We start from the raw sequence: 20,152 nt of genomic DNA, 5'->3' as shown, positions 1-20,152 counted from the left end.
ATAAATTAATATGATTGAAACACAAGTATCAAAAGGTATTATTACTACCTATTTCGACAAACTCCAGCGTAATTTAAACCTTGATGTTGCTATTGTTGGTGGTGGACCATCAGGTATTGTTGCTGCTTATTATCTAGCTAAAGCAGGGTTGAAAACAGCATTATTCGATCGAAAACTGTCACCAGGCGGTGGAATGTGGGGAGGTGCAATGATGTTTAACCAAATAGTTATTCAAGAGGAAGCATTGCACATTGTTAAAGAGTTTAATATCAACTATCAATCTTATGAGAATGAGCTGTACACAATTGACTCTGTAGAAAGCACATCAGCCCTACTCTATCATGCTACTCATGCTGGTGCAACGATATTTAATTGTTATTCAGTAGAAGATGTTATCTTTAAGAATGACATTGTAAATGGTGTTGTTGTCAATTGGACTCCAGTACTTCGTGAAGGCCTACATGTTGATCCTTTAAACATTATCTCTAAGTGTGTAATTGATGGTACCGGACATGATAGTGAGATATGCAAAGTGGTTGCTCGCAAGAATGGTATTCAGCTTGCAACTCCTACAGGTGGAGTCATTGGAGAAATGTCTCTGGATGTAGCAGAAGGTGAACGCAAGGTCGTTGAAGGAACGTGCGAAATCTATCCTAGTCTCTATGTCTGTGGTATGGCTTCTTCTGCCGTTGCTGGTACACCTCGGATGGGACCTATCTTCGGTGGTATGTTACTCTCTGGGAAAAAGGTAGCTGACTTAATTATAGAGAAGCTAAAAAAATAGATCTTATAAAATGAAATGGATAATCATTACCTCTCCCGAATTCTTATCGGGGGAGGCTACTTTTATAGACAAACTCTTTTCTTCAGGGCTTGATTTGTTGCATATACGTAAACCTAACGCATCGATTGAGGCTTATATACAGCTTATCTCTCAAATACCTAGTAAGTGGCATAGTCATATCGTTATACATGAACATTTTGAGTTAGCAGAAGAATATAATTTATATGGTATTCATTTGAATCGACGTTGTTCAAAGATTCCAGCTACTTTTCCTGGTAGAATCTCTTGCTCTTGTCATTCATTAGAAGAAATTGTAAAAGAGAAAGAAACAAAGGACTATGTTTTTCTGAGTCCTATCTTTGATAGTATTTCTAAGGTGGGATATCATGCTGCTTTTTCTCCAATCCTATTGAAGCAGGCTGCTTTAGAAAACATTATAGATGAAAAAGTGATAGCCTTGGGAGGCATAACAGCCTGTAACATTCCGCTTGCAAGAGAATGGCATTTTGGTGGAGTGGCTATATTAGGCGATCTCTGGAGACGAATGTCAGACCCGCAAGTAGAACAATATCTCAAACAATTACATTGTCTTCTCCATCATGTTTAACTAAAATAGGGATTGTTCAAATGCTAATTATAAAGTGCTAACACTCTAGTTCTATGTTGATTTAATAAAAGAATTGTCTAAATAAAAATCTATAAAAGATAAATATTTGCAAGTATTACAATTTATATGTACCTTTGCAAAGTCTTAAGTGATATAAATAATACAACCTGAAGTTCGAGACAACGAAACAAACTCCCTTGTAAATCAAAACAAAGGGATATATAAAACACTTATAATTATTAAAAACATTTTAGGCACATGGCAATAAGGATAGCATTTTTCGACGCAAAGTCGTATGACATTGAGTCTTTCAACGAGGTAAACAAGGATTATAATTTTGATATTCGTTACTATCAAGAGCGTCTCAGCATCAGTACTGTACCTTTGGCAAAAGGCGCAGATGTTGTATGTATTTTTGTGAATGCAGAGTGTGATGCAAGAGTTATTGACGAATTGGAGAATAATGGTGTTAAACTCATTGCATTGCGTTGTGCAGGGTTCAATAATGTTGACCTTAAGGCTGCAGAGGGCCGTATTAAGGTAACACATGTACCAGCCTACTCACCACACGCTGTTGCTGAGTATGCCGTTGCACTGATGCTGAGTTTAAATCGTAAGATTTATCGTGCAGTAAACCGTACACGAGATGGTAACTTTACGCTCCCTGGCTTGTTAGGTTTTGACATGTATGGTAAGACAGCCGGCGTTGTTGGCATGGGTCGTATTGCAAAAGAACTTATAAAGATATTGCATGGCTTTGGTATGAACATCATGGCATACGACCTCTACCCAGATCAGGAGTTTGCAAAACAGTATGGTGTAAAGATTGTACCGCTTGATGAACTCTATGCTAACAGTGATATTATCTCACTCCACTGCCCATTGACACCTGATACAAAATTCCTTATTAATAAGGAAAGTATCGCAAAAATGAAGAAGGGTATCATGATTATTAATACCGGTCGTGGTCAGCTTATTCATACTGAAGATCTTATCGAGGGCTTGCGTACAAAACAGATTGGCTCTGCTGGTCTTGATGTATATGAGGAAGAGAAGGAATACTTCTATGAGGATAAGAGCGACAAGATGATTGACGACGATGTATTAGCGCGCTTGTTGATGGTACCAAACGTTGTATTGACTTCTCACCAAGCTTTCTTTACCAAGGAGGCTCTCTATAACATAGCTGTTTCAACACTTAGCAGCGTTAAAGAACTCTCTGAAGGCAAGCAACTAAGCTGTGAGGTAAAGTAAGTATTTACGATTTGTTACATTTGCATTATAGATAATAGCTAAATAATAAAGTGGTTAGAAGAGAATTTCTTTTCTAGCCACTTTTTTTTATTTATATTTCATTTGTTATAACATCAAATACACACAATTTAACATAAAACTCTTTGCTGATACATGAGTATCACTTACCTTTGCATCCGAATTATTGGATAAACCAATATAAAATTATTGAAAAGCGTGCAAGCTTATATGCATCACACGACAAGAATTAAAGGATAATAGATTGATAACATATATAATAAATTAATATCAAAAAGAGTTATGAAAAAAGTTTTATTCGTAGCAGCAATGATGCTCTCATCAGTAGCTACATTCGCACAGCATGCAGTTGGTTCATTTAATCTTCAGCCAAAGGTTGGTGTTAGTATTGCTAATCTCACAGAGTTTAAGGGTTCAGATCCTCGTGTAGGTGTTGTAGCTGGTGTTGAAGGTGAGTATCAAGCAAGTGATATTTTCTCTGTAAGTGCAGGTGTACTCTACTCTATGCAGGGTGCAAAAGCTAACTTTTCTAATCTTGTTGATGCAACAAACCGCCTTGATTATATTAACGTTCCAGTCATGGCAAACGTTTATGTTGTTAAAGGTCTTGCTGTAAAATTGGGTGTTCAACCTGGCTTTAATGTTAGCAACAAGCTTAAGGTAAACAATCTTGACGCAGTTGAAAATCCAGTAAAGGCACAATCTGTAGATGTTTCTATTCCAGTAGGTCTTTCTTATGAATACAACAATTTCCAGCTTGATGCTCGTTACAACTGGGGTGTTAGCAAGGCTTTCAAATTGTCTGATGCTAAGAACAGCGTATTCCAGATTACTTTGGGTTACAAGTTCGATTTGTAAATCAGTATAAGTACAATCATTAGTAAGAGGTAAACGCCTTATAAAGGGTGTTTACCTCTTTTTTTTGCTAATGGTTCAACACACTCATTATAGGTACGATAACTACTTCTAAGGCAAAATCTATTCTTTTTTGGATGTCCTTAAGTACCTTATTGTTTTTGTCCGAAGCCCTCGGACAGTTATTCCGAAGCATCTGGACACTTTATCCGGAGGCTCCGGACAGTTCTTGTTAGGCCTTAATATAACATATTCAACGCTTCCAAAATATGATAAGGTTGAGATTGAAGGATACACCGGGAATTAAATAGAAATGGAAGGAAAGGTTTTTGCAATGTGTCAATGAGAGAAAATGCCTTGGAAACATGACGCAGGAGTTCAGGATTTACGAACTCATGAAAAATAAACTGACTCAAGATGAATCCCATAACCTACTCTAGTTTTGTATGAAAGAACATGCATGGTGGTATTTTACATACACCTGTACCAATCCATAGCCACTTAATTTTACGTTAAAAAAACTTTCTATCCTCATCTTTTTATAAAGTCATAACTCGTTTCTAAGTTTTATATAAAAAACATTGACAAAACTAATGATAAAGGTATTATCTGATTGAAGAAGTTAAAATAAACACGAATAAATTTCCTTTGGAAATTTGGTATAACAAAGAATATTGTTTATCTTTGCAACGTTTTCCTAAGGAAACAAAAAACAATATTAAGAAACAGCAGATAATAAAACCTCAATTAATTAAAATAAAATATCTAATGAAACGTACAGCAACACTTGTAGTAGCAATTTTGGCATTAGTTTTGACTGCTTGTAAAGCAGATAACAGTCCTAAAAAACAGGACAATAGTGCCATTACAACAGAAGAAACAAAAGATAATAACCCAAAAGAAGGAAAGGAAACAAAGATGAATGTAACAGAAATGAATTCAGAAATGTTCCAGCAGAAGATAATGGATTTCAAGAAGAGTCCTAAGACATGGAACTTTAAGGGTGACAAACCTGCAATCATTGACTTCTATGCAACATGGTGTGGCCCATGTAAGGCTACTGCCCCAGTTCTAGAAGAGGTAGCAGGTGACTATGCAGGTCAGATTGACGTTTATAAGGTTGATGTTGACCAGCAGCGCGAGCTCGCAGCACTCTTTGGTATTCGTTCAATTCCATCAATACTCTTCATTCCTAAGACAGGTGAACCTACTATGCAGAATGGGGCAATGAATAAGGCTCAGTTTGAAGAGGTTATCAAGTCTGTCTTGTTGAAGTAAAAGTAAACAATGGATAATCATTGTATCAGTAAGATTCGAGAAATATTTCGTGTTATCACCGCTTTTGAAAGTCGATTACAGCAGCAAATAGGTTTGAATATTAATGAATCAATGCTGTTGTGTTTACTTTCAGAAAGTGAACATCCCATGTTGGCTGGTGAAATAGCTGAAGCGATGGGGTTGACACGGTCGAACGCCTCTAAAATTATAGCCTCATTAGAGCAGGCATCTCTTATCCGTCGCCGATCATGTTCAGAAGATGGGCGCTGCCAAAGATTCCACATTACAAAGCATGGTTTAGAGAAGTTGGATCACTTACATTGTGACTCTATAGCTGTTCCTGAAGAATTAAAAGAGATGATATAAGATAATATTACAATCTTACTAAATAGATAGAAATAAAAGGGACGTATAGAACGTGTGTTACCCAATGGGCATTATTATTACACACGAACTATACGTCCTTTTTTTTATACCAAAGCTACAACTTACTTGGCTTTCAAGATTTGTTCGATGCCTTGTTCTCTATGATTAATGTGCACCTCAATTCCGTATTTCTTATTAAGATGTTCAGCAAGATGTTGTGCACTATAGACTGAACGGTGCTGACCGCCTGTACATCCAAAAGAGAACATTAAATCAGTAAAGCCACGTTGCATATAACGTTCTACATGTTGATTAGCCAATTCATACACAGGTTTTAGAAAATCGAGTATTTCACCATCATCTTCAAGGAAACGAATGACAGGTTCGTCTAAACCCGTGATCTTTTTATAAGGTTCATAACGACCAGGGTTATGCGTACTTCTACAATCAAAGACATAACCACCACCATTACCTGACGTGTCTTCTGGAATCCCTTTCTTAAAAGAGAAACTAAAAACGCGCACTACCAATGGTCCCTTACCATCATATTTAGAGAAGGTTGCTGGACCATCCAAGGGGTTTGCATTATAAATATCTTTCTCAGCCACTTTAAACCCATCAGTTCGATTTGCGGCAGATTTCTCAATATGAGCAAACTGGGGTAATAAAGTAAGACGTTTTAGCATATCCATCATATATGGATATGGAAAGACATCATCACCTAAAGTCAAGAGATCGCGTAAGTTTTGGATAGCCGGAGGAATAGAATCTATAAAATGCTTCTTCCTTTCAAAATAGCCACGGAAGCCATAGGCACCTAAAACTTGTAGTGTACGGAAAAGCACAAACAAGGATAATCGATTAACGAAATGGCGTTTAGAAGGAACTTCTGTATAATTTTTAAGACTCTGATAGTATTCAAACACTAATTCGCGACGAAGTTTGAAAGAATACTTCGCACTTGCTTGCCATAAGAACGAAGCAAGATCATAGTAGAATGGACCTTTTCTTCCACCTTGGAAATCAATAAAATATGGTCTCCCATCTTTATCTAACAAGATGTTACGTGCTTGAAAATCACGATAAAGGAAGGAATCCATCTTTTCAGACGTTAAGTCTTTTGCAAACATACGGAAATTGGCTTCAAGTTTTAATTCATGAAAGTCAAGTTCTGTCGCTTTGAGGAAGCAATACTTAAAATAGTTCAAATCAAATAGTACGCCTTCCTGATTAAATTCTGGTTGTGGGTAACAATTAGAAAAATCTAATCCTCTTGCACCACGTAACTGAATGTTAGGCAGCTCCCTAATAACATTACGTAATAACTTTTGTTCAGCAAGATTATATCGTCCACCTGCTTCACGACCTCCTCGTATTGCATCATAGAGAGAGGTGTTTCCAAGGTCAGACTGTAGGTAATATAACTCGTCATCTGAAACGACAAAAATATGTGGGACAGGTAAACGTCGTTTCTCAAAATGTTTGGCAAGATAAATAAAAGCGTGATTCTCGTCACGACTTGTTCCTATCACGCCAATAATGGTATCTCCCACTTCATCTGTCAAACGATAATATTCACGATTACTGCCAGCTCCTGCTAGTTTCTCTACATTTGTAGGGGTAATACCCTTCCAACTCTTATATAGTTCTAATAGTTTCTCCATGACTCCTTAGCATCTGTGACTAAGCAACAAAATAATATTGGGCTAATTGGAAGCGTCTTCCTCTTCCTCAATGGCCTTATTAATCTCCTTTGCCTGTTTCTCTCCTCGTTTCTTGTGGTCATACTGACGTAACAAGCCATCAATTAACAACAGAATAACAAGTATTCCGCTCGTAATAAGCCATGACCTTGTAATGTAGTAGATGCACCCGATAACTATAAAGAGTACAACAAATTCTTTCCAATTAATCAATTTTTTCATGCCACAAAGTTAACGAAAAGATTACAGATAAAAGCTGAAAACAGAGAAGATTTTAGATTTATTCTGCCTATGGATAAAATCAAAGATGAAGACGAATAATTTTATAAATATCTACCTAAGAAAGTTTCTAGCTCGAGTGCTGCTTATGAATATTTTTACTAAAGGAATGTTGTGTTGCAGAAAAATGCTATCTTTGTATGTTGAATAAAAAAAGAGCAAGATAAATACACAAGATGACAGACGCAAAGATTATTAATGACCCTGTTTTCGGATTTATAAAGGTGCCACGTGGAATTTTACTAGACATCGTACGTCATCCACTCATGCAGCGATTAACACGTATCAAACAATTAGGATTGACACAGGAGGTTTATCCAGGTGCACAACATACACGCTTTCTACATTCTTTGGGTGCCTTTCATCTGATGAGTGAAGCCCTAATATCACTACAACAGAAAGGTGTTTTTATGTTTGATAGTGAAGCAGAGGCTGTACAGGCAGCAATCCTCATGCACGACATTGGTCATGCCCCCTTTTCTCATGTTTTAGAGAATACCCTTATCACTGGTATCACACATGAGGAAATATCACTGATGATGATGGATCGTATCAACAAAGACATGCATGGTGCACTTAACCTTGCCATCAGTATTTTCAAGAACGAATACCCAAAGTCATACCTTCATCAACTCATTTCAAGTCAACTCGACATGGACAGACTTGATTATCTTCGTCGTGATAGTTTCTTTACAGGGGTAACAGAGGGTAATATTGGTTCAGCACGTATCATCAAGATGCTTAATGTTGTTGATGATTCACTAGTGGTCGAATCAAATGGAATTTATTCTATAGAGAATTATCTTACTTCACGCCGTTTGATGTATTGGCAAGTGTATTTACATAAGACAACAGTTGGCTGTGAGAATGTTCTTATTAACCCAAGTTTAACCCCCACTTTCGCCTATTTCTTGCAGTCACCGTACTCTCCTCGTTTTTCTTATGGACTCTGTGTCCTACAAATTTTATTCTTTTTGAATGGTGAGTGTTTTAAGTTCAACTTATCGTATATCTGTTTTGCTTGCTTCGAAGGACTACTACATTGGCGCATCTCGATGTTCTCACCTAATGGATTCTTCCCTTTTGTTGTGACGAGCTTCTGGGTGCTCATACGTCGTACAATCTCGGTCCAGTAACAGGATTCTCCTTCTCGTTTTAATTGACAGCGGATGGTGTTTACCACCCAATAGGCTAATAAACCGAAGAAGAGGTGTGCGTCGCTTCGCTCATCTTTCTGATGATAGATAGGACGGAGGTTGAGGTCATTCTTTAGTTGCCTGTTCGTGCATTCTATCTCACGAATGAGATTGTAGTATTCCCATGTCACACGCTCAGAAAGTGTCCTGATATTGCTGCGGAGGAAGTAGACTCCGTGACCGGACTCCATTGCCGAGAGGTCTTTTATCTCCCAGTCTACGCGCAGCATCTGCTTGGGTTTCTTCTCATCTTTTATGTAGCTTATCTGATAGAACTTCGCTATAGATGGGTACTTCTGTATGGCACGTCCTGTACGTTCAACAACCTTTTCATAGGTTTTTGTTCCACCTTTCTTGGAGATTCCATCGTTTATTCTCTTCAGTTCCATCTCAAAACGCTCTCTCCAGACCCTGTTCATAGACGACTCTGTCATAGCTTTCGAAGGAGATGTTATTTCGAGATAATAATCCTTGTCATCTTCTGTCTTAACCTCTTTCAGCGTTATTTTCTGCCGACGGGCATCCATTACCGTAACACTCTTGTTATCATCACTGAGCGTATAGTCCTTCATCTTTGTACGGGATACGCAGAGATAATTGTAACCTTTTCTTTTGATCAGCTCCAAGTTCTCTTCCGTGGCAACACCTGCATCCATGACAACGAGCGTATCTTTTGTCCGTGATGGATTCCTCTTTGCTAACGTATCAATCATATTGGGCAGAGACTTAGGGTCTGCTGTATTACCCTCCAAGATAGAAGAATAACGTATAAAACCTTCTTTATTGATACATAGTGCAAGTACAAGTAGCTTACAGTCAGAGCGTTTTTCTTTTGATCGGCCGAACTTGGCCTTGTTGCTGTTACGCTTGCTGCCCTCGAAATAGAAGTTGGTTAAGTCGAAGAGCATCAACTTGTTGTCTATATTAAAGAGATCGTCAGTAACGTTGCACAGATGACGCTCTAACTGTTCCTTTAGTTCATATAATTTGTCAGTGACTTTATACAGAGAATTGATTCCTGGTGTCCAGCCAGGAACTCCACTATAAAGTTCACCAGCAGCCGAGTTATCACGCAAATAATAATAAGACGAACGTTCAGAAACAGCATATACTGTGCGAACAATCAATGCTGACAAAGCTGTGTGTATTGTATTCTCCGTCCAGCCGTTTTTGCGCAGGAAACCCTCTAATTGCAGTTTGTCTATCGTCTGCTTGCAGAGCCACTCAGCACCGACATTCCTTGCGTCAGTATATTTTGCCGTCTCAAGGTCAACGTAGTTCTCATATTTTCTCAGCGACTTCTGCTCTTCCTTGTTAAACCTATCAATTCCACCTTCGTTCTCCATACGGCTCCACCATTCATCAGCCTTTACCTGTTCAATAGGAGTAAGTCCGTCAAGATGTTCCTTGAAAAGCGAGGGTGTACTTCTGTTTTTGAAGCGTTCGGTAAGTGCGTATGCAATTTTTCGAACCTGTACGGCTGTAAGTGAAGGTTCGAACCCGATGTTCAACAGAATTAGCGAATGTACATGACCCTGCACGTCACGATATGACTCCTTAATGCGATAAAAAGGAGCCATGTCGCCTGTTGCAGGGTTGAATCGTGTCTGTACATTTGCGTGCATGAGTGCAAAGTAACAAAATAATTTTGATATGACGGTGTCCTACAAATCAGATTTTACTCCTCGTTACAATACCCTATGCTTGATTATCAGTCTTTTATGAAATTAATACTACATAAAACATCCCGAAAATTTATGAAAAATATTTTTACCGGTTAAACTTGGGTTAACACTTTACGTCGTGCTAAACAATTGGCTAAAGAAGGAGTAAATCTTTTTGCATCACCAGCACTACATTACTTCCTTTACAATGATATTACGGCAGAAACATTCATTAAAGATAAGAAAGCGTTAGATAATTATATTGCGTTGGATGACAATGATATATGGAGCGCTATTAAAGTATGGCAACAGCATGAAGACAGGATTCTTTCTTTACTCTCATCAAACATAATTAATCGAAAAATATTTAAAGTTGAAGTGAGAGAAAAAGAACCTACACAAGATGAAATCAATCAGCTTAAGAAACTTATCTCCGAACGATATGAAATAAATCTTTCTGATTGTGATTACCTCGTTGGAGTAAATCGTGTACAGAAAGACATGTATAATCCATTCGATGACCACATCAGCATTCTCTATAAAGATGGAACTTTGAAAGATATAACCGAAGCATCAGAGATTTTGAACATTGAATTACTCTCGAAAAAAATATGTAAATATTACCTATCTTATCAACGTTTCTAATAAAAAATCCCTATCTTTGCACAAATTATAATCAATAAAAGGCAATATAAATGGAATTCTCTGCGAAACAAATATCGCAATTTATACAAGGTCGTATTGAAGGTGACGAAAACGTAACCATTAATACCTTCGCCAAGATTGAAGAAGGTAAGAAAGGAGCTATCTCCTTTCTTGCAAACCCTAAATATATACACTATCTCTTTGAAACTGAGTCAAGCATTGTCCTCATAGATGAGGATATCCAATTGGACAAGGAAGTAAAGCCTACTCTTATCCGTGTAAAGAATGCACGAGATTGCGTTGCTAAGTTGTTGCAACTCTATGAAAGTATGAAACCAAAGAAGCAGGGTATAGACCCGCTTGCTTTTGTTTCTTCTAAAGCAACAATTGGTAAGGATGTGTATATTGGTGCATTCGCATACATTGGTGACGGCGTAGCTTTGGGTGATGGCTGTCAGGTTTATCCACATGCAACAATTATGGATGGTGTGCAATTGGGAAGTAATTGTATTGTTTATCCAAACGCAAGTATCTATCATGATTGTAAGATTGGTAACAATGTTATTCTACATTCTGGTTGTGTAATTGGTGCGGATGGCTTTGGCTTTGCACCTAATCCAGAAACTGATAGCTATGATAAAATACCTCAAATCGGTATTGTTACGATAGAAGATGACGTAGAGATTGGTGCCAACACTTGTATTGACCGCTCAACTATGGGCAGCACATACGTTCGTAAGGGCGTGAAACTTGACAACCTTGTTCAAATAGCGCACAACAACGATATTGGTGAGAATACCGTGATGTCTGCTCAGGTAGGTATTGCTGGCTCAACTAAGGTTGGACAATGGTGTATGTTTGGTGGTCAGGTGGGTATTGCTGGTCATATCACTATAGGTGATAAGGTATTCCTCGGTGCACAGTCAGGTGTCCCTGGTAGCCTAAAGAGTAATCAGCAACTCATTGGAACTCCCCCTATGGAGCAACGCCCATACTTTAAGTCACAGGCTATCTTCCAACGTTTGCCAGAGATGTACAAGCAGTTGAATGCACTGCAGAAAGAAATTGAAGAATTGAAAAAGAACAAATAACATACATGGAAACAGTTAAGCAGAAAACATTGAAGGGAAGTTTTTCCCTCTTCGGAAAAGGACTTCATACTGGATTGAGCCTTACTGTAACTTTTAATCCTGCTCCAGAGAATACAGGATATAAGATTCAAAGAATAGACCTTGAAGGGCAGCCTATCATTGATGCTGTTGCAGAAAATGTTGTCGATACACAGCGAGGAACAGTATTGGCAAAAGGTGAAGCACGCATTAGTACGATAGAACATGGTATGTCTGCACTTTATGCTATGGGTATAGACAACTGCCTTATTCAAATCAATGGTCCAGAATTCCCAATTCTTGATGGCTCTGCAACCATGTATGTTGACAAAATCAACGAAGTAGGTATTGTTGATCAGAATGCACCGAAGGATTATTACATCATTCGGAAAAAGATAGAAATCAAGGATAAGAATGGTTCTGTTATTACGATTCTTCCTGATGAGCAATTCTCTATAACGGCTATGTGTAACTTCGAATCTAAGTTTATTAGCAGTCAGTTTGCCACATTAGATAATATTGATAATTATGCAACAGAGATAGCCCCTGCGCGTACATTCGTTTTTGTTCGTGACATTATACCTCTTTTGCAGGCTAACCTTATCAAGGGTGGCGACTTGGATAATGCTATAGTAATCTACGAGCAGCAGGTTTCACAAGAGAAACTAGATCAGTTGGCTGACCTTTTGAAGGTTCCACACATGGATGCCAAAAATATTGGTTATATCCAACATAAGCCATTACAATGGGATAATGAGTGTACACGTCATAAACTCCTTGACATCATTGGTGATATGGCACTGATTGGTAAACCTATCAAGGGACGTATCATTGCTACTCGTCCTGGTCATACTGTCAACAATAAGTTTGCACGCTTGATGCGTAAAGAGATACGCAAGCATGAGATTCAAGCGCCAATGTATGATCCTAATGATGAACCATTGATGGATAATATTCGTATCCGTGAGCTTTTACCTCACAGATATCCAATGCAGTTGGTTGATAAGGTTATCGCAATGGGTTCAACGAGTATCATTGGTATTAAGAATGTAACCAGCAATGAACCATTTTTCCAAGGACACTTCCCACAGGAGCCTGTTATGCCAGGTGTATTGCAGGTTGAGGCTATGGCTCAATGTGGTGGTCTTTTGGTGCTTTCACAAGTAGAAGAGCCTGAGCGTTGGTCAACTTATTTCTTGAAGATTGATGACGTTAAGTTCCGCCAAAAGGTTGTCCCTGGTGACACACTCATGTTCCGTGTAGAGCTTCTAGGCCCAGTACGTCACGGAATCAGTTCAATGAAAGGTTATATGTTTGTTGGTGAACGCGTTGTAGCTGAAGCTACATTTACGGCACAAATAGTTAAGAACAAGTAATATAAGAAAGAGAATTATGAACCAGATAAGTCCATTGGCCTTTGTTCATCCAGAGGCGAAACTTGGTGATAATAATATAATTGGACCATTCTGTTACATCGATAAGAATACTGTCATCGGTGACAATAATGTGTTCCAGAATAGTGTAACGATCCATGTAGGCGCACGTTTGGGCAATAACAATGAGATTTTCCCTGGTGCCAGCATCTCAACTAAACCTCAGGACTTGAAGTTTAGGAACGAAGATTCATTGTGTGAGATCGGTGACAACAACTCTATTCGTGAGAATGTTACCATCTCACGCGGTACGGCTTCTAAGGGTACTACAAAGGTTGGTAGCAACAACTTGTTGATGGAGTGTGTACATATAGCACATGATTGTGTCATTGGCTCTGGTGACATTATTGGCAATTCAACAAAGTTTGCAGGTGAGGTAACAGTTGATGATAATGCTATTATCTCTGCAAACATTCTTTGCCATCAATTCTGCCATATCGGTGGATACGTTATGATTCAGGGAGGATCTCGTTTCTCAATGGATGTTCCACCTTATATTATTGTTGGTAAGGAGCCTGCTCGTTACATGGGTATTAACCTTATCGGTCTGCGTCGTCGTGGTTTTTCAAATGAACTTATCGAACTAATTCACAATGCATATCGCATCCTGTATGGAACAGGTACACGCGCCGAAAATATCCAGAGAATTAAGAATGAATTGCAAGTAACACCAGAAATACAACGTATAATTGATTTTGTTGAGTCGTCTGAACGTGGTATTATTAAATAGAGGTCTGCTCTCAATTTCCTAAAAGTAGAGAAAGATTCGTTCGAGTAGATAAATGCGTTTCACAACTTACCTAAGTTGGATTATATTTATTTATAATTATCAGGCATTCAGATTGAAAAACAAAACTTTAATTGTCATCACTGGTTCGACAGGCGTTGGTAAAACAGAGACAACCCTTCGTATTGCTGAACATTTCAACGTACCCGTTATCAATGCGGATTCACGACAGATTTTCTCCGAAATTCCGGTAGGAACAGCAGCACCAACAGCCGAGCAGCAACAACGAATACAACATTATTTTGTTGGTAGCCATCACTTAGAAGATTACTACTCTGCCAGCCGATATGAACAGGACGTGATGGAACTGATTAATACTCAGTCCTCCCCTATCGCTCTGTTATCAGGCGGCTCTATGATGTATATTGATGCAGTATGTAAAGGGATTGATGATATTCCTACAATTCTCCCCGAGATAAGAAGGAATATGATGGATCGTTTGGAAGCTGAAGGACTTGAACAAATGTGCAAACTGTTGCGAGAAAAGGATCCTGCGTATTGGGAAATAGTTGATAAGAATAACCCACGACGTGTTATCCATGCACTTGAAATATGTGTTCAAACAGGAAAGACATACACATCATTCCGCTTAAATACTATAAAGGAACGTCCTTTTAATATCATCAAGATAGGCTTAAATCGTGATAGAGATGAACTTTATCAAAGAATCAATCAACGAGTTTTAAAAATGATTGAAGATGGAATGATTGAAGAAGCTTTACAAGTTTATCCAAAGCGTTCACTTAATTCTCTTAATACTGTTGGTTATAAAGAGTTATTTGAATATCTTGATGGCTTAACGACTCTTGACGAGGCCATATTTAAGATACAGAGTAATACCCGTAGATATGCTCGGAAACAACTCACATGGTATAAAAAAGATGCAACTTTTAGATGGTTTCATCCCGATAAGATTGAAGAAATCTTAAATTATATCCAAACAATGATATCAGATACAAGTAAAGAAGTACTTTTGTATTAAGAGCAGTATGGGCTATATGAGCACATAGGACGTTAGAAGTTCTGGTAAGTTACGTTAAACATGAAGATTATCTATAAATGGTAAAGAAAATATTTAGATTCATAAAAAGCATTTTCCGTGGGCTAATCAACTTTTTTCCTTGGTATGCAAAACTCTATAAAGGTCGTGCTTGGTACACAAAGGCTACTATAGGAGTTGTATCCTTCTTTGTAGCCATCTTCCTTTATTTGGGTATGGTTGACATCAATTTCCTCTGGCTATTTGGGAAATCACCAGGTTTTATAGATATCAAAACACCGCCAACTTATGCTGCATCTGAGATCTATAGTGCTGATTCCGTTCTGATTGGTCGGTTTTATAAAGAGAATCGTACACCTGTAAAGTATGAGGAAGTCAACTCTGCTTTTTGGAATGCGCTCATCAGTACTGAGGATGAACGTTTTTATAGTCATCATGGAATTGACTTTATGGGCATCGGAGGTGCTATCAAAGATGCCGTGACAGGCAGTGGAGGTCGTGGAGCATCCACCATCACACAGCAATTAGCCAAGAATATGTTTCGCGTTCGTACACAATATTCTTCGGGTCTGCTGGGGCATGTTCCAGGCTTGAGAATGCTTATCATGAAGAGCAAAGAGTGGATTATCGCCATTAAGCTAGAGCTTATCTACTCTAAGAAAGAGATTCTTACGATGTATGCCAATACCGTTGATTTCGGTAATAACTCTTTTGGTGTAAAGACAGCGGCTAAGACATACTTTAACACAAGTCCGTCTAAGTTGTCAATTGACCAAGCTGCAACATTGGTAGGTATGTTGAAGGCTACAACTTATTATAATCCAATCTTACATCCAAAGAACTCTATTCGCCGTCGTAATACCGTGTTATATAATATGGTAACACATAACGTATTACCTCGTAGTGAATACGCAGTATGTTCAAAACTTCCAATGAAGTTAGATGTACATGTTGAGGAGAACTATGATGGTCAGGCACAATATTTCCGCGAGTATATATCCGACTACTTCAAAGATTGGATGAAAGACAATGGTTATGATCTCTATAGCAGCGGATTGAGGATTTATACAACCATTGATACTAGAATGCAGAAATATGCTGAACAGGCTGCCACTAAGCAGATGAAGAAGGTTCAACAGACTTTTAACAATCATTGGCGTGGTATGCAACCATGGAGAGATGCAAAGGGAGACGAAATACCTGGCTTTATTGAGGGTATTGCAGAACGCCAACCTTTCTATAAGAAGTTGTTACAGAAATATCCAAACCAGCGTGATAGCGTTCTCTATTATCTCAACAAACCACATAAGGTTACTCTCTTCGACTATGAAAAGGGACACATTGAGAAAGAGATGTCGTCAATGGACTCTATTCGCTATATGGTAAAGTTCATGCACTGTGCCATGGTAGCGATGGAACCAGAAACCGGTGCTGTACGTGCTTGGGTGGGCGATATTGACTTCAAGACGTGGAAGTATGACAAGGTTGTTGCACAGCGTCAGCCTGGTTCAACCTTCAAACTCTTTGTTTATTCAGAAGCGTTCAATCAAGGACTTACTCCATGCGACAAACGTCGTGACGAGTATATTAGCATGGAAGTACTCGATAAGAAGACTGGCCTGATGAAGACATGGACACCTCACAATGCCAATGGTCGATTCTCTAATGATTCTATCACACTGAAAAGTGCATTTGCTCGCAGTATCAACTCGATTGCAGTGCGCTTAGGACAAGAGATGGGTATAAAGAATATTATTCGTACTGCACAGGAGATGGGTATCAAAAGTCCTTTGGATGATGAGCCATCTTTGGCATTGGGATCAAGCGACGTGAACCTTTTAGAATTGGTAAATGCCTATAGCACTGTTGCCAATGAAGGTGAACATCATGTTCCAGTTGTGGTTACACGAATCTTGGATAAAGATGGTAATGAGGTCTATGTTGCACCAAAAGACCATGAGCGAGTGTTACCTTACAAGTCTGCCTTCCTCATGCAACAAATGCTGAAAGCTGGAGTGAATGAAGGTGGCGGTACAAGTCTGGCTCTACGCCATTATATTTTCGGTGATACGGACTGGGGAGGAAAGACAGGAACAAGTAATAACCACTCTGACGCATGGTTTATTGCAGTCAGTCCAAAGCTTGTTGTAGGTGCATGGGTAGGTGGAGAATACCGCTCAATTCACTTCCGTACAGGTGCTTTAGGACAAGGTTCGAAGACAGCCTTACCTATCTGTGGAGAGTTTATTTACAGCTTAATGCGTGATAAGGCCTTCCAGAAGTATCATGCTAAGTGGCAAATAGATCCAGACGAAGGAATTGATCCAACAGCATACAATTGTCAGCCTACAGTGATTCGTCATGCTTTACCAGATTCATTACAGGGTGTTATCTCTAGACGCCGACATCAAGAAAAGGAAGAAGAGCCTATTGATGAAAACGAAAACAATGATGAGGGTGGCTTTATCTTAGAGCCAATGCCACAGCCAGCCCCAGAAAGAGAAAACAACAGTCCTAATAATGAATCACAGAAAATCATAAAGAAGGCAAAGAAGCCGCGCAGTGAGGATATGGAAGTATAGGTATTTCATTATATTCACAGAGAGTCAAACCTCTGTGAATATAAAGGAAATAATCCCAGTTTTGACAATCTAGCCTATTACTTCTGTAGTTGATATCAGCAAATACATTTATAGAGTGTAAGACTATAAAGTGGTAAGTTATAAATAAAAAATAATCTGCGTAGGGCAATGAAGCTCAAAAGCAATGTCTCAAAAGAAAGCAAACATAGACATTAATACAATTGACTTGGATAATACAGAGCTACAAAAAGCGCTTCAAATTATCCAGTTCACCAATAATTCCCTCTTCTTAACCGGAAAAGCAGGAACAGGAAAATCTACGTTTCTACGTTACATTGCTGCTACAACGAAGAAAAAACATATTATTCTAGCACCAACAGGAATTGCTGCAATCAATGCTGGTGGTAGTACGCTACACAGTTTTTTTAAACTCCCTTTCTATCCACTTGTTCCCACAGATAAACGTTATTCTGCGCGCAATCTGCGTAGTACGATGAAATATAATGGTGACAAATGTAAATTGCTACGCGAAGTCGAACTGATTATAATTGACGAAATCAGCATGGTACGGGCTGATATCATTGACTTCATTGACAAATTTCTACGGATATACAATCGTAATATGCGTGAACCATTTGGTGGGAAACAGCTTCTTTTAGTGGGTGATGTTTATCAGCTTGAGCCTGTCTTGAAGGAGGAAGATCGTAAGCTACTACAACCTTTTTATTCAAGCAGTTATTTCTTTGATGCAAAAGTTTTCCAAGATTACCCTCTTGTAAGTATTGAACTCACTAAAGTATATCGTCAGACTGATTCTAGTTTTATATCCATTCTTGACCATATCCGCACGAATCAAGTTTCAGATACAGATTTCAAGTTGATTAATGAGCGCATCGGGGCACGCTTGGAAAATGCAGACAAACCTGAAGGAGATTTCACGATTACTTTATCAACGAAGCGTGATACCGTGGACTGGATTAATAATGAAGGACTCGAAAGTCTTGAAGGAAATCCCGTCATGTTCTTAGGTGAAATCAAAGGCGAATTTCCGGAGAGTAGCCTCCCCACCCCTATCGAATTGAATCTCAAGGTTGGAGCACATATCATGTTTATTAAAAATGACATTGAAAAACAATGGGTCAATGGAACCTTAGGTATCATTATCGGTATCGACGAAGAAGCTGGTATGCTCTATGTCCATACAGAAGATGGTGAAGACTTACAAGTTCAACGTGAGATGTGGGAGAACATAAGATATCGTTTTAATGAGGAAGAACAAAGAATTGAAGAGGAACAGATAGGTACTTATATTCAATTCCCTATTAAATTGGCTTGGGCTATCACTGTTCACAAAAGTCAAGGACTAACCTTCAAAAACGTAAATATTGATTTTACAGGTGGTGTCTTTGCAGGAGGTCAGGCATACGTTGCCCTCTCACGTTGTACAAGTCTTGAGGGTATTACCCTCAAAGAACCTTTACGCCGAAATGAAGTCTTTGTGAGAAGTGAGGTGACACAATTTGCCAAACATTATAACGATAACAATATTATCTCGAAAGCACTCAAGCAGAGCAAGGCTGACAAAGAGTACTATGATGCAACACGTGCATTCGATGATGGCGACTTTGATGCCTTTCTTCGTAATTTTTTTCTTGCAATCCATAGTAGATATGATATTGAACGACCTACAGCAAAGCGTTTTATCAGACGCAAACTGAATATCATAAACAAACTGCGCGCTGAGAACAAAGAACTTAGGAAGCAGCAAGCTGAAAAGAATGAATATCTAAAAGAACTATCCGTTGAATACGTTTTAATGGGTAAAGAGTGCGAACGTGAAGCAATGACTGAAGCAGCTATTGCTAACTATGAGAAAGCAATTGCCCTCTACCCCGATAACCCTACAGCACAAAAAAGATTGAAGAAACTAAAGTCTTCAACAAAGAAGAATAAATAGATAATGGAAAAGAAAAATAATTTCTCGAAAACAATAGCAACAATCGTTTTAGGTATTGTGATCATAATTATAGCAATTGCATCTTGTCATCAAAGTAAATCTATCGAGGGAGGCGATGATAAAGATACAGTTGCGGCAAAGGAGTTTATGCCACATGTTGAAAATGGTAAACTTAATATTGATTTACACAGCATTACTTCTATTCAATTTCCCAAATATAAAACAGCAAAGGCTATCCCGTTTATCCCCGATTCTGTTAGCATAGCTGCTGATGAAGAATCAGTTGCCAGTGGTAACTACTCAGCAACACTGATTCTTGACACTATCCCAAGTAAGGAATTTTATCAGCATATAGACCTTGCTGCACAGCATGATACGTGCTGGGATATAAATAAGTTTGAATATACCTACGAAAGAAAAGATAAACAAGGAGGGATATATAAAATCGCTTTTAGTAAAGGTGGGCAACAGGTTTTTGTTACTCATCTGAATAAAGACATGATTAAAGCCAATCATTAAACTTATTTACACAATCTTTCGGAAGATGAAGCGGGATGTTTTCATGTTCTTAAGGATATCCTTTATCGATATTTTCACGATTCCTATGGGAACGCAGACAACAAATGATTTGATAC

17 protein-coding genes and 1 pseudogene are annotated in these 20,152 nt (G+C 38.5%); 15 read left to right on the top strand and 3 right to left on the bottom strand.

The features are described 5' to 3' along the window. Nucleotides 1–10: 10 nt before the first annotated feature. From J4856_RS09105 to J4856_RS09080, 6 genes are all read left to right on the top strand, one after another. On the top strand, nucleotides 11–784 hold the full coding sequence (locus J4856_RS09105) for a sulfide-dependent adenosine diphosphate thiazole synthase (RefSeq protein ID WP_025839328.1): 774 nt from the start codon (nucleotides 11–13) through the stop codon (nucleotides 782–784). Nucleotides 785–794: 10 nt separating this feature from the next. Further along, entirely contained in the window at nucleotides 795–1,391 is a 597-nt protein-coding gene (locus J4856_RS09100; protein ID WP_025839326.1) for a thiamine phosphate synthase, read from the top strand. Between the two features lie 258 nt (nucleotides 1,392–1,649). Continuing rightward, nucleotides 1,650–2,645, top strand: a complete 996-nt coding sequence (locus J4856_RS09095) for a 2-hydroxyacid dehydrogenase (RefSeq protein ID WP_025839325.1) — start codon at nucleotides 1,650–1,652, stop codon at nucleotides 2,643–2,645. Nucleotides 2,646–2,945: 300 nt separating this feature from the next. Beyond that, nucleotides 2,946–3,521, top strand: a complete 576-nt coding sequence (locus tag J4856_RS09090) for a porin family protein (RefSeq protein WP_025839322.1) — start codon at nucleotides 2,946–2,948, stop codon at nucleotides 3,519–3,521. Between the two features lie 765 nt (nucleotides 3,522–4,286). Then, nucleotides 4,287–4,796: a thioredoxin gene (gene trxA / locus J4856_RS09085; RefSeq protein WP_025839321.1), complete on the top strand. Its 510-nt coding sequence runs from the start codon at nucleotides 4,287–4,289 to the stop codon at nucleotides 4,794–4,796. Between the two features lie 9 nt (nucleotides 4,797–4,805). Then, a complete protein-coding gene (locus tag J4856_RS09080; RefSeq protein ID WP_025839319.1) occupies nucleotides 4,806–5,162 on the top strand; it encodes a MarR family winged helix-turn-helix transcriptional regulator in 357 nt (118 codons plus the stop codon). A gap of 122 nt (nucleotides 5,163–5,284) precedes the next feature. Here J4856_RS09080 and J4856_RS09075 read toward each other — a convergent pair whose 3' ends face one another. Both J4856_RS09075 and J4856_RS09070 read right to left on the bottom strand, forming a co-directional pair. Further along, a complete protein-coding gene (locus J4856_RS09075; protein ID WP_025839316.1) occupies nucleotides 5,285–6,826 on the bottom strand; it encodes a RapZ C-terminal domain-containing protein in 1,542 nt (513 codons plus the stop codon). A 42-nt stretch (nucleotides 6,827–6,868) separates the two neighbouring features. Then, nucleotides 6,869–7,087: a hypothetical protein gene (locus J4856_RS09070; RefSeq protein WP_065367798.1), complete on the bottom strand. Its 219-nt coding sequence runs from the start codon at nucleotides 7,085–7,087 to the stop codon at nucleotides 6,869–6,871. 233 nt (nucleotides 7,088–7,320) lie between these two features. Between J4856_RS09070 and J4856_RS09065 the strand changes: the two are divergent. Beyond that, a pseudogene (locus J4856_RS09065) lies at nucleotides 7,321–8,025 on the top strand (HD domain-containing protein); the annotation flags it as partial. A gap of 59 nt (nucleotides 8,026–8,084) precedes the next feature. Here J4856_RS09065 and J4856_RS09060 read toward each other — a convergent pair. After that, nucleotides 8,085–9,965 carry an IS1634 family transposase gene (locus J4856_RS09060; protein ID WP_065367799.1) on the bottom strand — a complete coding sequence of 627 codons (1,881 nt, stop codon included), beginning with the start codon at nucleotides 9,963–9,965 and terminating at the stop codon, nucleotides 8,085–8,087. A 189-nt stretch (nucleotides 9,966–10,154) separates the two neighbouring features. On the opposite strand from J4856_RS09060, the gene J4856_RS09055 reads away from it, so the two are divergent. From J4856_RS09055 to J4856_RS09020, 8 genes are all read left to right on the top strand, one after another. Beyond that, nucleotides 10,155–10,649, top strand: a complete 495-nt coding sequence (locus J4856_RS09055) for a hypothetical protein (RefSeq protein ID WP_234967317.1) — start codon at nucleotides 10,155–10,157, stop codon at nucleotides 10,647–10,649. Between the two features lie 50 nt (nucleotides 10,650–10,699). Next, entirely contained in the window at nucleotides 10,700–11,740 is a 1,041-nt protein-coding gene (gene lpxD / locus J4856_RS09050; RefSeq protein WP_025839755.1) for a UDP-3-O-(3-hydroxymyristoyl)glucosamine N-acyltransferase, read from the top strand. Nucleotides 11,741–11,745: 5 nt separating this feature from the next. Further along, nucleotides 11,746–13,134: a bifunctional UDP-3-O-[3-hydroxymyristoyl] N-acetylglucosamine deacetylase/3-hydroxyacyl-ACP dehydratase gene (locus J4856_RS09045; RefSeq protein ID WP_065367800.1), complete on the top strand. Its 1,389-nt coding sequence runs from the start codon at nucleotides 11,746–11,748 to the stop codon at nucleotides 13,132–13,134. A 16-nt stretch (nucleotides 13,135–13,150) separates the two neighbouring features. Continuing rightward, a complete protein-coding gene (gene lpxA, locus J4856_RS09040) occupies nucleotides 13,151–13,921 on the top strand; it encodes an acyl-ACP--UDP-N-acetylglucosamine O-acyltransferase (protein ID WP_025839754.1) in 771 nt (256 codons plus the stop codon). A 112-nt stretch (nucleotides 13,922–14,033) separates the two neighbouring features. Further along, nucleotides 14,034–14,960 carry a tRNA (adenosine(37)-N6)-dimethylallyltransferase MiaA gene (miaA, locus tag J4856_RS09035; protein WP_025839753.1) on the top strand — a complete coding sequence of 309 codons (927 nt, stop codon included), beginning with the start codon at nucleotides 14,034–14,036 and terminating at the stop codon, nucleotides 14,958–14,960. A gap of 77 nt (nucleotides 14,961–15,037) precedes the next feature. Beyond that, nucleotides 15,038–17,560 carry a transglycosylase domain-containing protein gene (locus J4856_RS09030; protein ID WP_065367801.1) on the top strand — a complete coding sequence of 841 codons (2,523 nt, stop codon included), beginning with the start codon at nucleotides 15,038–15,040 and terminating at the stop codon, nucleotides 17,558–17,560. Between the two features lie 184 nt (nucleotides 17,561–17,744). Beyond that, nucleotides 17,745–19,517 (top strand): ATP-dependent DNA helicase, encoded by a 1,773-nt coding sequence (locus tag J4856_RS09025; protein ID WP_025839752.1) that lies wholly within the window; start codon nucleotides 17,745–17,747, stop codon nucleotides 19,515–19,517. A 3-nt stretch (nucleotides 19,518–19,520) separates the two neighbouring features. Further along, a complete protein-coding gene (locus J4856_RS09020; RefSeq protein WP_044081272.1) occupies nucleotides 19,521–20,036 on the top strand; it encodes a hypothetical protein in 516 nt (171 codons plus the stop codon). Nucleotides 20,037–20,152: the final 116 nt, after the last annotated feature.

The organism is Prevotella scopos JCM 17725 (assembly GCF_018127785.1).
Taxonomy (GTDB): domain Bacteria; phylum Bacteroidota; class Bacteroidia; order Bacteroidales; family Bacteroidaceae; genus Prevotella; species Prevotella scopos.
This window is presented reverse-complemented; position numbering and strand designations above follow the sequence as displayed.